Origin of the sequence: Prevotella sp. P5-64 (assembly GCF_002251285.1) — a bacterium.
Taxonomy (GTDB): domain Bacteria; phylum Bacteroidota; class Bacteroidia; order Bacteroidales; family Bacteroidaceae; genus Prevotella.
In genome coordinates, this window is sequence record NZ_NPJK01000010.1 from 61,309 (window position 1) to 76,390 (window position 15,082).

Annotated in this window: 3 protein-coding genes; all 3 read right to left on the bottom strand. The window is 59.7% G+C overall.

Annotation, left to right across the window (positions count from 1 at the left end; genetic code table 11):
* Positions 1 to 102 precede the first annotated feature (102 nt).
* Genes CIK87_RS02840 through CIK87_RS02850 form a run of 3 tightly spaced genes read right to left on the bottom strand, consistent with a single transcriptional unit; the run spans position 103 to position 15,075 of the window.
* Positions 103 to 8,001, bottom strand: a complete 7,899-nt coding sequence (locus CIK87_RS02840; protein ID WP_158216185.1) for a CARDB domain-containing protein — start codon at positions 7,999 to 8,001, stop codon at positions 103 to 105.
* Positions 8,002 to 8,018: 17 nt separating this feature from the next.
* Positions 8,019 to 12,182: a PKD domain-containing protein gene (locus tag CIK87_RS02845; protein ID WP_094385286.1), complete on the bottom strand. Its 4,164-nt coding sequence runs from the start codon at positions 12,180 to 12,182 to the stop codon at positions 8,019 to 8,021.
* A gap of 1 nt (position 12,183) precedes the next feature.
* Positions 12,184 to 15,075 carry a leucine-rich repeat domain-containing protein gene (locus CIK87_RS02850; protein WP_158216186.1) on the bottom strand — a complete coding sequence of 964 codons (2,892 nt, stop codon included), beginning with the start codon at positions 15,073 to 15,075 and terminating at the stop codon, positions 12,184 to 12,186.
* Positions 15,076 to 15,082: the final 7 nt, after the last annotated feature.

Genomic DNA, 15,082 nt, shown 5'->3' on the forward strand with positions numbered 1-15,082 from the left:
ATTATGCTCTCTTGCCGCAGCCTTGCGTCCTATAGCCGCATCCTTGCGCTCTCTTGCCGCTGCCTTGCGCTCTTTTGTCGTCGCGGGCGCAGCGGCGGGCGGCTACTTGATTATTATCTTCTTGTCGCGGGTGATGTAGACACCGGGCTTGAGTCCGCTGAGCGACTCGCCGGGCTGTCTCACCATCACGCCGTTGAGGTCGTAGACGGCGTTGCGGCTGTCGGTGATGCTCACGGGTGGGGTGATGCCGGTGGCGCTGCCTATACCCAGTGATATGGGCGACGCCGAGCCGTTGTCGGCATGGAAATAGCCACGGAATCGGGTGGTATTGACACTCGCGGCGGCGTCGACATAGTAGAACTTGTCGCTGCTGATGTAGTAGTTGCCGGCGTCGGTGGCTATGGGATAGACGCTATAGGCGCCTATGAAGCTGTAGCCGTCCTTGCTGTCGGCGGGCACGCCCCGCTCGGGTGTCTGGGTAGTGGTGACGCCCAGGTCGTAGAGCATGGTGGGATTCTCGTCATGGGCATACGCCGGGCTGTTAATCTTGGTGGGCTTGATGAGGTAGGGCGTGTTGGCCTCCATCGTGTTGACGGGGGCAAACATGAGCGTGGTGCCGCTTACGCCGGTCATCTGTGCCACCAGGGTGCCCTGTCCGAACACTGCCTCTGGGTTGTCTACCGCGCAGGGCAGACAGATGGTGTTCCATGTGCCCTTATGGAATGAGCGGTAGAGGCTCACCTTAGCTGCCTCGACATCTTCGGGGGTGTAGTCGGCACCCTCGTTGAGCAGCACGTTGACGGGCGTCATGTCGCGATAGACCACCTCGACCTCGGTGGGACCCTCGACGGTGAGGGTGTAGGGCGTCATCTCCTTGAGGGTACCGTTGATGCGATAGCCCACCAACCGGAAGTTGTCCTTTGCCCTGGCGTCGAGCACCAGCTTGGTGTTGTAGTCGTAGTAGCCGGTCGAGGCGTCGATGTCGCCCTCTGCGCTGTTGCAGTTTACATCGACCTTGTACGACTCGGCCTGGAATACCGCTGCGAAGTCCTTGGTGCTGCGCGCCTCGGTGGTGAACACCTCGTCGGTCGATACTATCTGGTCGTCGGCATTACTCTTCCAGTGTACAAACTTATATCCCGTGTTGGGCGTGGCGGTGAAGGTCATCGTGCGTCCATAGGGCGCCGTGCTGGCTATGGCTGCGGTGCCCGCCTTGAGCGGTGCCTTACGCGTGGTGACCTTGCGGCCCTCCTCGCCCTCGATGACGCAGTCTACGTTGCCACACTCGGGCAGCGGCAGCACCTTGACATTGAAGTGCACCAGACCGTCCTTGAAGAGCATCCATCTCACCTGCTTGCCCTCGGCCCCCATGAAGCCTTCGGCATCGCGTATGTTCTCGCTCTTGACCTGCAGCGCGTAGAAGCCGTTGTCGGTGAGGGCTGCGGTGTTGATCTTGAACTCGCGCTTGTTGTCGGCGGTGGCTGGGGTGATGGGCAGCGCTGTGGTCTGGGGCTTGCCCTCGAGTCGCAGCACGATGTCGTCGCGGGTGAAGGTCTGGGTGTCTATGTCCTTGTTGAACTTGACCGTAAGCTCGGTGATGGGCTTTTCGGCTATCTGGTCGTCTTCGGGCACGGTCTCGATGCTTACCACGTCGAGGCGCAGCTCGGGCATCGGCTCAAACTCCACTATGTACTTCACTGTACCTGGGCCGCTGCTCAGGTCGGCTATGTGCAGACGGTAGTCGAGCAGCGGGTCTATGCCGTCCTGCAGCGTGTAGTCGGTGGTCCAGAAGTTGTCGGCATCGAGGGTCTCGCCCGTGGTCTCGTTCTTGATGCTCAGTATCTTGGCATACTTGCCCGCCGGATTGGCCACCGAGGTGTAGAACCACTGCCTCTGCGCCACATCGACGGTGATGCGGTACTTGCTGTCGCCGAGCGCCTCTATCCTGGTGGCATCGCGCAGCGCCACGAGGTCTTCGTCGGTGCCGTTGGCGAAGTAGATATGGTCTGGGTCGTCGAACGCGTCGGGATAGTCGTTGGTTATCCATGCGCGGTAGGTCTTGTCGCCTATCCTGGCATTGATGCTGTGTATCAGCTCGTGTATGGATACGCGGTCAAGGAGCGAGAGGTCAGGGTTGCCATAGTCTGTGACATGGGTCACGCTCACATCGTACTGGGTGAAGTGGCCGAGCAGCGACGAGGTGAGCTCCCATGTGGCATACGACGCCTCGCCCGCCTTGATGGTGCCAAACGGTGTGGCCACATCGCTGGAGAGCGCCATGGTCTTCTCGCCTCCGTTGAGGCTCGAGCTGAGTATGGCAAAGTCTATCATGAGTCCCTTCTGGTTGTCCACGATTTGTGGCTGCTGGGTAATCATGCGTACGTTGTTGGCGTCGCCGTTGCCCTTGTTGTGTATGAGCACGGAGAACTCGGCTGGCACCACGGGCTCTATGACATCCTCGGTAAGCGGGTTGTCGCCATAGATGTCGCGCTGCATGAAATACGTGAGGTCGAGGTCGGGCGATGGCTTCACCTGCAGGCTCACGGGGAAGAGCGAGCGGGTCTGGTCGGTGGCGCCGTCGTTGAATGCGAGCGTTCCGCCAAAGCTGTAGGTGGTCACATTCTCGGGTGCGGCATACTTGGTGGGTATGAAGAGGAATGTGGCTACACCCTTCTTGCCTGCGGGGAGGGTCCACTCGCCGTCCTTTTCGCCTCCGAAGCCTTCTATCTTCTCTACCTGTATCTCCATCTCGTGTCGGGTGGCTATGGCTCCGGTCTCCATGTTGGTGGCGTTGACATTGACCATGATGTGGCTCATGTCAGAGTTGGAGCCGTTGTCGATGGTCAGCGTGCCCCGGAATGCCTGTCGGGTGAGCACCAGCTTCTGCTTGATTTCGAGCTTCACCTCGGCGCAGGTGTTCTGCGAGGCAGTCTCCTGGTAGAGCAGCCAGTCCTTGCGGGCGCTGTTCATCAGGTCGTCGAGGGTGGCAAAGCCCATGTCGACCATCTGTGCCACGATGTCGTCTCTCTCGCGTACTATGCGGGCGAGCTTGTCTTCGTCGGGATGGTTGTCGCTGTCGTAGTCCATGCCTTCGAGCTTGCGCCACTTGTTGCGGATGCGCTCCACATAACTGCGCAGCGAGAAGTCGGCCACGTTGGCGCGCTTGTTGGGCATGAGCGAGGTGAGGTAGGCACCCAGTCCCTGCGACTTGTCGTCGACGGTGGTGGTGGCGGGTATCGTGGAGAGGTCGAAGTCCCAGAGGTCGCCGTCGTTCTGCATCTTCTTCAGGGCGAAGTCGATGTCGGCGAGTGCGCTCACGAGTTCGTCGTAGAAGCCCTCGGTGGCGAGCGCCTCGCGGGCACCGGTGAGCTCGGCATTGTAGTTGAAGAACGACTCATAGTAACGCCAGTACATCACCTGCTTTCTGCCCGACGACTCGAGCAGGGCGGGCAGCACGGTGGGCTTGGAGTCGTCGTCGGCAGAAGCCTTTGCCATCGGCGCCTTGTCGGGGTCGAAGGGCTTGATCAGACACGACAGTTTGCCGGCAGGGCCGAGAGCCATTCCTGCAGCCCACTGCACGAGTTCGTTGCCACAGCCCTTGGCACCCTGGACACCGTCCCATGAACCTTGGGCAACCATGATGCCGCTGGTGGCACAGGGCAGCCATGCCACGGGGTCTACGCATACGCAGTTGCAGACCTCGCACATGAGCGTGATGACGGCTTTTGCCACAGCCTCGCCACCGGGGTTGATGGTGACGGTGGCATTGTGGCCGGGGCCGCCCGGTCCACCTGGGCGTCCCATCTGCGTGGGTGGAGTCCATTCTACGCCTTCGTTGGTGATGTTCTTACAGTCGCTGTCGTTGCCGTAAGCCCACTGGATGGGCTTCTCCAGATACGAGTACTTGCTTCCGGCTCCGCAGGGCCACTTGTAGTCGGTGCCCATCTTGCCCTTGCAGTTCTTCTCCGACGACGGTGCGCGTCGTGGCATCAGTCGCTTCACGTGGGGCGCAAACTGCGGGTTGTCGAAGTCTTCGGTGTGCATCACCAGGACGGGTATCACGTAGCTCTGTTCGGGCGCCAGGGTCAGTCCGGTGTGCTCGACCATCGGCATGAAGGTAAACCCGTGGGCGGTGGGGGGATAGTAGTTTACATCCTGGGCGGCTATGAGTCCGCGGTTGCGCAGCACCACGTTCATGAGCGTGGTGGTGCCGGGCTGGATGTCCTTCAGGATGAGCATGTCGGGCGCGGTGATGTCTACCACGGGCACCGGCACGTAGGTCTCAAAGGTCACCTTGGTCACCACCTCGTACTCGTCTTCCACCTCGGTCTCCTCGACATCCCAGTTGACGGTGATGGCCTGATAGCTGATGGTGGCGAGATGGGTGGTCACATCGCCGGGGCTTACCAGTACGTTCTGGCTGTAGGAGTCGTGCTTCTCGGCGGTCACATTGAGATGATAATATCCCTCGTTGAGATGCTCGAAGAGCACGTAGCCGTCGTCGCCAGTCACATCGCTCATCACCAGCGCGCCGGTGTTGTAGTCGGTGAGTCTGACGGTGGCTCCGCTCACATAGGGCCGCTCTCCGTTCTTGTTGCCGTAGATGGTGTTTTCGTCCTGTACACGCACCTTGAGGCTGCCCTTGTCTTCGCTTACCACCTTGACATTGAAGAAGACCTGCTTGCCGTCTCCCTTCTCGCAGTTGATGGCTATGCTGCCCTTCTGGATGATGTTGACATCGAAGTCGGCGGCATTGAACCTCAGCATCACCGTGGCGCTGTCGCCGGTGGCCATCGACGGCATGGTGGCGGGTGTGGCGAGGCTGATGAACTTAGACAGAGCCTTGGGCAGGTCTACGGTAATCTTGCCCGTGGGCGCCAGTCCGGTGTTGGTGATGATGAGCGGGTAGAGTCGGGTCTTGTTCTTGGTCACCGTGGTGTTGATGCTGTTGGTCTCGACCACCAGCGTGGGCGTGTGCTCATTGGTGTAGTTGTAGGTGGTCACATCGAGGCGTGCGCCCTCATCGGTGGTGATGGCGAAGACCAGCTTGTCCCAGTCCTTGGTCTCGGACAGCGCCGTGGAGAGCAGGGTATAGGTAATCTCGGCTGTGCCGTTGCCCGGCAATACAGCCACCGTGCTGAAGCTGACGGTGTAGGCTCCGGCATCTGCACAGGCCACGCGCACATTGTGCAGGTCGAGGTCGGACATGTTCTTCAGCTGGATTTTGCCCACAAAGGGCTCGCCCACAAAGAGCTTGTTGGTGATATAGTCGGTGGTGGTACGGCTGAAGCCATAGACCTTGAAGTTGCCCTTCTCGGTGGCGAGGTTCTCGCCAGGGGTGCATACGCCGAAGCCGAACTCTCCGCCCATGCCCGCGGGTATGGTATAGTCGATAGAGAAGTTGCCGGCGGCGTCGCTCACGGCTGCCAGTCTGGTGCGCGAACGAGCGTAGACGATATAGGGCTCTACCTCTATGCCGGCAGCGGCTGTGCCGTCGGTGCGCTTGACACTACCGGTGAGCACCACCTTGTCGCCGAAGAGATACTTGTCCTTGGCTGCGGCGATGGTGAAGGTATAGGCAGCCACCACCTTGATGTCTATCGTGCTGCTGTTGTTCATCGTCTGCAGCTCGGTCACCTTGCCGTCGGGGTTGATGTGGGCTGTCACGCGGTAGGTTCCGGGCACAGCGGGTGCCTTGACCTCTGCCCACGTGTCATAGGTCTGTCCCGGGGCGATGGGCTTGTCGGTCTGTAGGGTCGTGGTGGCGTCGGCCAGAGTCACGGTGATGGGTGTGGACTGAGGCATGGCTATGGCGCCCACGTTCTTGATGTGGAGCATCACCTTGACCTGCGAGCCAGCCTCGACACCGGCTGCCACTTCGGGCTTCTGCATCTCGGCGTCGGGCAGCGTCTGGTCGGAGATGAGCAGCCACACGGTGCCGGGGCTATAGCCCTCGCTGCTCGCCATGACCGAGATGGTGCGGTTGCCCTCGGTGGTCGAGTTGCTCAGCGCCACAAACGGGGTGGTGACGCTCTCCTTGCCGGCGGGTATGGTGACGGTCTGGGCAAAGTCGAGGTCGTTGCCCTTGGCAGAGAGCGCCACGGTGAGCGGCTGGGAGGTGTCGTCGTTGCGGCTTATGGTGAGCTGTGCGCCGGTGGCGTCGCCCTCGAGAATGGTGGTCTTGTCTGAGGTGATGTTCAGCGTGGGACCGTCATTGTCGGTGATGGTGATGGTCTCTGTCACGGTGGTCTGCTTGTTGCCTATGGCCGAGCAGCCACAGTCGGTGATGTAGACGGCAGCGGTAAACTTGACCGTGCGTGTGCCGTCGACCTTCTGGTTGTCCTTGACGCCGATGGGGAAGGTCACCTCTTCCACGCCCTCGTTCATGGTGATGGTCTGGGTGTAGTAGAGTTCGTTGTTGCTGTCGTCGCTCAGTTTCAGCGTAATCTTGCTGTTCACCGCGCTGTTGCGGGTTATGGTGGCGTAGACGGCATTGTATCCCGCCGCCTCGCTTACCGTGGTGGGCTGCAGCGTCATGCTGATGGCTGGCACGTCGTCGTCGTGGAGGATGAAGAGCGTGCTGGCCGTGAGATGGTGGTCGGCAGAGACGATAATCTTGATGGTCTCGTCGTTGGCAGGCAGATTGTCCTGGACGATGGGAATGTCTATCACCGCCTCGGTGGCACCGGCGGGGGAGGGGGAGGTCTGTGGCAGTCGGAAGCGGCGTGGCTTCTCTATGCTCAGGCTCACGGTCAGTTCCTCGCCCTCGATACGATAGGGCACGCTCACTCTGAGCTTGATGGACTCGCCCTCGTTGTACTCGCTCTTGTCGAGCTGCAGACTGAGGGGAAGCAACTCGTTGTCCTCGATGTCGAAGCTGACAGCCACGTCGGCGGGATAGCCGTGGGCCTTGGTCACCGTCACGCTGGCAGCCTTGTAGGAGTTGACGTAGTCATTGTCGGGTACCGTCACATCGAAGGTGGCCGTAGACTGTCCGGCTCTTATCGTCACCTGGGTAGTCACGCTCACGTGGTCGGGCTGCGAGGTGGCCACGCTGTAGGTCTCGTCGGTAGCGCGGTTACCACTGCGCTTCAGCTGGAGACGCATGCTCTGGCCTTCCTTCAACCGGGTGGCTGGGGCGGTCAGGAAGAGCATTTTTTCGACCGTTGCCTTGCCTCCGATGGCGGTGTTGTTGAGCCTGTCGGTGGCATACTCGCCCGTGTTGCTGTTGGGCTCGACCACCACCTTGGCAGCCACTTCACCGTCGACACCCACCGTCTGTGAGAGCACAAACTCGGCGCTGCGCGCGGTGTGTCCGCCCTGCAGCATGGTGTTGTTGAAGTACACATTGCCAATGTATACAGCCTCCTCGGTCTCGGTGTTGACGAGGTAAACCTTCTCGGTCCATCCGCTGCGCGTGTCGGCATTGCCCACGTTGCTCACCTTCCAGCTGACGCTGATCCTCTCGCCCGGCGTGAGCGTGGTCTGCCTGATGGCCACATCGCTCACTTCGAGGTCGGGGCTCGGCGCGCGCTGGATGGTATAACTACCGTTGGTAGAGCCAGTCTGGATATTGTCGCCGTTGCGGTTGGTTATCACCACATCGCTCAGCGTGATGGCGTGGACGCTCTCGGGATCGAGCCCCGTGGGCACCGTCATGGGGAAGTTGAGCAGCACGCCGCCGCTTCCGGCGATGGGCTTGTTGCTCATATTCACGATTACCACCCTGTAGCGGTTGCTGCCCATGCCCCTCACCGATACGGTGTGGCCGTTGGTGTTGCGGTTGGTCAGCGTGGGCTGCTTGCCCGAGGTCTTGGCGAAGGGCAGCTGCAGGTCGAACTGCAGCGCCACTACGTCCTCGTTGTTGTCCATGCTTATGGGTATCATCACATCCTTGCCCTGTCCGCCCGTGAGGTGGGCCACAGAGATGGTGTTCTGTGCCTTGGCGCCTAAGGTCATGGCCACCAGCAACAGCAGGATATATATTGCTTTTTCTTTCATCTTCATGGTCTTCAGTTTCACTTACAAATCATTTTCTTTCCGTTCACGATATAAATGCCGTGGCCTTGGGTCTGCTCGAGCTTGCGGCCCTGGATGTCGTAGAGCTTGCGGTCGTGGCTGTCGGCATCGATGGTGTCTATGCCGGTGGCGGTACCGTCGGTTATCTCGACTCCTATGGGTTGAGCCTCAGTGTCGGCAGCCGCTACGCGGGCGACACGTGCCGGGCGGGTGGTCCTGAGCAGACAGCGGTGTCCGCTCATGCTGTCGCCCGTGGGGCTGATGATGACTATGCGCACTCCGTCGCGGGTGTTGCGGGTGATCATCTGGTAGCGCATCGAGCTGAGTGCCAGTTTGACATCGGTGGCAGCGACACCCTTGAGCGTGATGTCGATGGCGCCCACATTGTCGGCGGCATCTATCCACAGCTCGCCGTCGGCCATAGCCAGCCTGTTGGCGGTAGCCGCTCCGCGAGCCTTGATGCGTGACATGCGCACAGCCATAGCCTCGCTGCTCTCTTCGGTGCCTATAAACAGGTTGATGGTAGCCACCACGTCCTGCACATTGATAGAGTTGCTGGCGTAGGTGTCGGCAGCCATGAAGTTGAATGAGCCACTCTGCGTACCCATAATATAGTTGAGCGTGTGCTGGGCATCGAGTACATCGATGCCGCCGTCGGCATTGGCGTCGCCCTTGGCCCAAGCCAGCGTCGCCCTCATGCGGGTTCCGGCCGCCGGACAGTACTGCGGGCGTACGACAAACTCGGTGCCGCTCGGCTGGCGGTAGTCTCCGCCCAAGTCGTAGCGGTAAGCGCCGTCGCGATAGACCATCTCGCCCACATAGTTCTCGCCCTTCACGGTGTAGAAGCGCAGCGTGGGACGGCCGTTGAAGTGCTGCCCAGCGTGGCTGTATGCCAACAGCGAGTTGAGAGTCACCCCTGCGCCCTGGTCACCTACGGTCCACGCCTGTAGAGGTATGGTCTGCAGGCTCTTGCCTTCGTTCTGATAACTCAGGTCGACCGATGTGATGGTGGCGGGAAGCAGGTCGGTGATTTCCGAGATTTGGTTGTAGCTCAGGTCGAGCTTCTCCAACTTGGGCAACTGTCGGCAGAAGGCAGCTACGTTGCCCCTCAGACTGTTGCGACTCAGGTTGAGTGAGGTGAGATGGTCCATCTGGAAACCCTCTACGGGCAGTTCGCCCTGGAGGTTGTTGTTGCTGAGGTTGATGGAGGTGACGTGGCCCTCGGTGTCGAAGGTTACGCCGGGCCAGCCCATCGCGGTTATCGCACTGGAGTTTATCTTCCATGTCTTTATCCATACCTCGCCGTTGGTGGCTTGCCATAGTTTCTTCAACGCCAGATAGTCGGCGTCGGCGATATAACGGTCTACGATGGCTACGGGGTCGGCATTCATACAGTTGTTGCTGCGGTTGTTCTCTCTCTCGCCCGAGTGGATATTGGCGTAGACATTGTAGTAGGCGGTGCCCACCGATGCCTCGGGGCTTCTCACCGTGAATGTGACTTCGTATTCGCCTCCTGGCTCCACCGTGCCGTAGTGGGTCTGATAAGCCACTGCCTTGATGCCCGAGAAGTCGGCATTGGGGCTGTAGTGCACTGCGTCGTTCCACGAACTGGTGGTGGCGCCGCGACCCACATTGCGTATCACGGCCTTGATGGTGAAGTCGGTATTGGCTTTGACCTCCTCGGGCACCGTGATTGATACCACTTCGAGGTCGGCGAGATAACTGATGTTGAGCGTGCGTTTCTCGCTGTCTACGGTTTCACCACATTCGCCGTGGGCGGTGACGTACCACTCATACGTGGCACCCTCTGCCACCTCGAGCGAGATGGCGGTGCCGGTGGTACGTTTGACTACCTCGTCGGCGGTGATGTCGGTGCGACGCAGATGGACGCTGTAGCCCTCGACGCCTGTACCCAGACCGGTCCAGGTGAAGTAGACAGGGGCAAAGTCCTTGAGCGCATTGTTGTCGGGCACCCCGAGAGTGAGCTTGCGACCCGTGATGACGGGCTTCACGTACACCTTATATATATATGTATATATGGGCGTGCCGTCGAGGGTCACCTCTACGTGGTAGGTCACGAGGTCTTTGGCGGTGCCCTTATTGGTGAGCGTCATGGCGGGCAGATTGCCGGTGCCTATGGCCTGATAGCCCTCGACCTGGCAACCCTCTGCCACGCTGGCAGTCCACCTTACCTTTACCTTGTCGCTGGTGCTGATAGAGGTGAATGTCTCGGGCTGGGTCTGAGTGCCCGAACAGATGGTCTGGCTACTGTATCGGCCTATCTCTGAGGCAAGGATGACGGCACCGTTGATAGCCATGTCGGCATTGACACCCTCCAGATGGGGCAGCAGCGCCATGAGCTGTTGCAGACGGGCCTGGTTGGAACCCGCGCTGAAGTTGATGGTAATCTTGCGCGGGGCTTCGTTGCAGAAGGTCATCTTGACCTTGGCGGCAGCCAGCTTGTCGGCAAGCGTCTTGACGAGAGCCAGCGTGGCGGCATCGGTCGCGTCGAGCGTGTGGTCCTTGGCGCCAGCCACGCGGATGCTGATGGCGCCGTCGGGAGTACACTGTGACAGCAGGCTGAACGCCTCGTGGAGCGAGGTAAAGTTGCGCGCACCCACCGCCGTGGCGTCCAGCGTGTAGTCGCCATTGGCTGTCCACGTGTTGGCGGGGTTTATCACGATGGTCTGCTCTGCCTCGGCGGTCTTGATTACGCCGCGGGCGGTGAGCTTGACCGTGTAGCTGCCAGCCTCGGCATAGATGTGCATGGGGTTGCGCTCGGTGCTGGTGGTGCCATCGCCGAAGTCCCACGCGAAGCTGCGTGCATTGTCGGTACTCAGGTTGGTAAACTGGGCGCGGTTCATGTAGCGGTCTACGGAGAACTGTGCCTGCAGGTCGCCCTCCTCGAGGGTGACGACGGTTATCTTGCCAGGACGAGAGCTGAAGGTTACGGCATTGTCGTCGGTATTGATGGCGCTGATGTCGGCAAAGCCCACGTCGTAGACGCCGTCTTCGATGGCACTGAGGGTGGTCACGGGGATGCGCACCACGGCTCCGTTGCTCTCGCTTATCTGCGTGCCGCCGCTGATGTTGACCGTGAGCCGCTGGCCGTCCTGACTGGCTGTCACGCTATACGCCGAGGTGCGCAGCGTGGTCTCTATCCGTGAGGCGTCGGCCTGGATGTTGTCGGGCAATACCAGCGTGAAGGTGAGCTGCTTGATGCCGAAAGTGTTCTCCATATAGATAGGCATCAGGGTGGTCTCGCCACGGTAGATGGAGGTCGATGTGGCGTAGAGCGCGAAGTGGTGGTTCTTGTCGGTCGATGGGTCTGCGGGCGACGGAGGCTGATAGACATAGTGGGCCACCAACCTGATGTCTTCGGTGCCCATCGTGGCGCCATAGCCGTTGGCCGTGCCGACCACCTTGCCGTCCTGGGTCCACTGTTTCAGTACGTAGTTGTTGTTGTCATACGCCGAGATGCTGAACCAGCTGCCTTCCGACACCTGGAAACTCTTGCTCTGCGAGAACGAAGCAGCCGCTTCCGGCTCGGCAGAGAAGTGTACCCAGTGGCGGGGCTTGGTCTCCGAGGGCTCGCCGGGGCTGCCGGGGCTGAAGCGGTAGTGGGCGGTGAGAGTCTCGTCGTTGGCGGTCACGGTGTACTGCATCTTGCGCTCGCGGCTCACCTCGTCGCCGGCGCTGTTGGTCCAGTTGACGAAGGTGAAGTTGGAGTAGGTGCCAGCTTCGAGATGCACGATGGTGCCTTCCTTATACTCGCTGGTGCTCTCCTTGTTTACTGTCGAGGGGTCGTAGGCTATGGTGAGGCGGCTGGTAGCCACGCGCTCATAGTGGGCGGTGAGGGTCTCGTGGGCATTGGTCGTGGTGTAGGTAAACTTTGACCAGTCGCTCACGGGTTGGTCTTTGCTGTCGGTCCAGCCTCTGAACTGCCAGCACTCGGCGGTGGCGGTGGCAGAGACCGTCACCCGGGAGTTGACCGTATAGTGTCCGCTGCCCGAGGTGTTAGCCGCCTCGGCAGGCACAGCCTTGACGCTGAGCCTGTAGCGCGACGAGGGCTCGGCGGGGCTGTCGGGGTTCCATCCCTGACCACGCGCCCACAGACACATCATGAGCGCTACGATGGTCAGTATATATCTTGTAGTCCTCATCTTACTTCACGATTTTCTTGTGGTTCTGGATATAGATGCCCTTGGGGGCGGTAGTGCTCACGCGGATGCCGTCGAGCGTATAGATGGCACCGTCGGTTTGGGCGCCGGGCTTGATGGCGTCGATGCCGGTGGTGGTAGTGTCGAAACCTATGGTGAAGCGGTTGTCTTCCACGCCTTCATCGGCGGCGAAGGTGTAGGGCAGTTCGACCTCTACGCCGTAGTCGTAGAGGCGGGCGCGCACGTCGTTGCGGGGCATGGTGATGGTGTAGGTGCCGCTATGGGCAATCTGCACACCCACCTTGACGCTGCCGCTCTGGTGGGCTCCCTCGTTGATGGCATAGATGTCGCCGGCAGCGTGGGTGTAGATTTGCGGCGTGGTGCCGTCGGCCATCATCTTGGTGGCGTCGTTGTCGGCACAGAAGTCATCTGAGGCAGCATGATTGACCACCACGCGGGTGAGGTCGGTGGTGCTGCCGTCGGTGATGGCCAGTTCTACGAAGTGGCGGCTTGCCACTACGGGCGTCATGCGTGGTGCGGCGGCAGAGCGGTCTATCGTCTTGGTAGCCTGGCGGCCGTCGGTGCGGAAGGTGAGTTCGCTGATGAGCGTGGGCTTCTGCACGAAGAATGCCTGGAAGGGGCGCAGCGCCACCTGGTCGTCGGCCACACTCTTGGCGGTGAAGGTGCGGTTGTCGGTGTCCCACAGGGTGATGGGGGCGGTATAGTCCATGTAGTAGATGTCAAAGAATGAGGGGTAGGGGTTGCCCACGAGGTTCCAGTTGGCGTCGTTGCTCACCGACGAAGCATGCTCCTGCAGCGTCAGCGTCACGTCGTGGCTCTTGAAGATGTGGTTGCGGGTGTCGTCGCTGGCGGTAAACTGGCACCAGCTGTCGTCGCTGGCGCAGAAGATGTAGCCCTGGCCCTCGCGGAGGATGGCGTCGTCGGCCACGTCCTTCCAGTTGTTGCCGGCACCGTTCTGGGCGCGGCTGTCGGCATCGTAGTAGCGCACGGCCACAGCGCCCTTAGAGATGGTTATGTCGCTGCGCTTCACGTCGAAGGGCATGGTGATGTAGTACCAGTAGTTGTTGGCCAGATAGTGGTTGACCTTGACCGAGGCTGCCGTCATCTGGTTGCAGCGGCTTATCGTCACGGGGCAGTTGTCGCTTGTGTTTGCCCAGTGGTAATAGTTGCCCAGCGACTGGGGATTGTTGCCATTGACGATGAGGATGCCCTTGATGGGATAAGAGCCGCCCTGGTAGTTCATCGTGACGTCAGGGTTGCCGGGGATGCGCGAGTTGGTGCTCAGCTCGAGCTTGCCGTAGAGGTCTATATAGCCAGTCGGGTTGGGGTTGCTGTCTACCGAGGTAAACTGGCTCCAGTAGCTGTGCTGCTTGTAGCTGATCATGGCGTAGTCGGGCACATAGAGCGTCACGCCCGAGAGGCGGTAGAATGGCGAGGTGCTGGTCGATGGGGGAGCCGGAGCGGCGAGGTAGACGCGCTTGAGGCTGCCAGAGCTGCTATAGAGACAGTAGCTGCCCAGTTCGCGTATAGAGCTGCCCAAGACCACTTCTTCCATACTCGAGCAGCCGTGGAATGCATCGCTTGGGATGTAGGTTATCTTGTCGCCCAGCTTCACCGTGGTAATCGAAGAGCAGTCGTTGAAACAATACCACGACATAGAGCTGATTTTGGGCAGCTCTACGCTCTTCAGGGCTTGGCAGTTTCTGAAAGCATATTCTCCCAGGTCGGTGATATCGGCAAAGTTGAATGATTGCAGCTTCTTTGCGCCTTCAAAGGCATTGCTCTTGACCTCACGGGGCTGCAGGTCGCTGGCGGTCTCCAAGGCTTCACAGTATTTGAAACAATCGCCATAGATGGTCTTGATATTGGCACCGCCGCTGACGGTCTTCAGGGCTTGGCAGTTGTAGAAGCTGCCGATGTTGAGAGAGGTGAGGCCTGTGCCCAACTTGGCGGTGATGAGTTTTTTGTTGTCTCTGAATACATGTGTATCCATAGAGGTCACATTGTCGGGTATCTCTACTTCGGTGATGTTGTTGAATGCGAAGGCTTCTTTGCCTATTGTCTCCAGCGTGGCGGGCAGTGTGAGCTTGCCGGTAAGGTATCGGTCGTAGAAAGCCTGAGCGCCGATGGTCTTGAGACTGGTAGGCAGGTCAACAAACCGCAGCTGGGAATTGCGGAAGGCGTTGTCGGGGATGTCGGTTATCTGTGCATTGGTGAGGTCAATGCATCTGAGTCCCGTCATGTTTTTGATGGAGTTCCAGTCGTCGGCATTGAGCTTGCCCGAGAGCCTCAGAAACTGCATCTCGGGGAGCGTGCTGACCAGATTGAGTGCCTCTACGCCCAGGGTGCCTGGTGCGGCGAGGTCTATGGTCATCATCTGGCTCTCGGCAGTGTAGAGTGCGATGTCGCTCACGGTCATTACCTGACTGTAGTTGTTGACGTTGCTGAGATGCTTGTGGGTAAAGGTGATGGTATGTTCGCCCTCGTCCAGAATGAAATAATGGGTGTAGTACGACTTGGTCGTGTAACTGGAATAACTGCTGTACAGGGTGTTGTCGTCGAAGGTCACAATCTTGCAGTCATACTCTGCATAGGGATAGAAGTCGGCGGTGTAGCCGTAGGAGAATATGGTGCGTCCGGTAGCGCGAAACTTGATGGTGAAGGTCTGCGATGTGGTATTAGACGACTTGCCCACGGTGCTTGTCGCCACTCCGTCGGCTATGGCCCAGGGGTTGTTGGCATCGTTGGTCACTTCGGTCAGCTCGATGCCATCACTCTTGGTGATGATGGTGCGCAGCTCTTCGTCTATGGCTGCCATGGCACTGTTGAGCCCAGTCAGGATGAGGGCTACGGTGAGTAGGAGAGTTTTTTTCATATTGGTA

Excerpts from the sequence above, each read along its gene's own strand:
- CIK87_RS02845 (WP_094385286.1), bottom strand. The coding sequence starts at position 12,182 with ATGAGGACTACAAGATATATACTGACCATCGTAGCGCTCATGATGTGT.
- CIK87_RS02850 (WP_158216186.1), bottom strand. The coding sequence starts at position 15,075 with ATGAAAAAAACTCTCCTACTCACCGTAGCCCTCATCCTGACTGGGCTC.
- CIK87_RS02840 (WP_158216185.1), bottom strand. The coding sequence starts at position 8,001 with ATGAAAGAAAAAGCAATATATATCCTGCTGTTGCTGGTGGCCATGACC.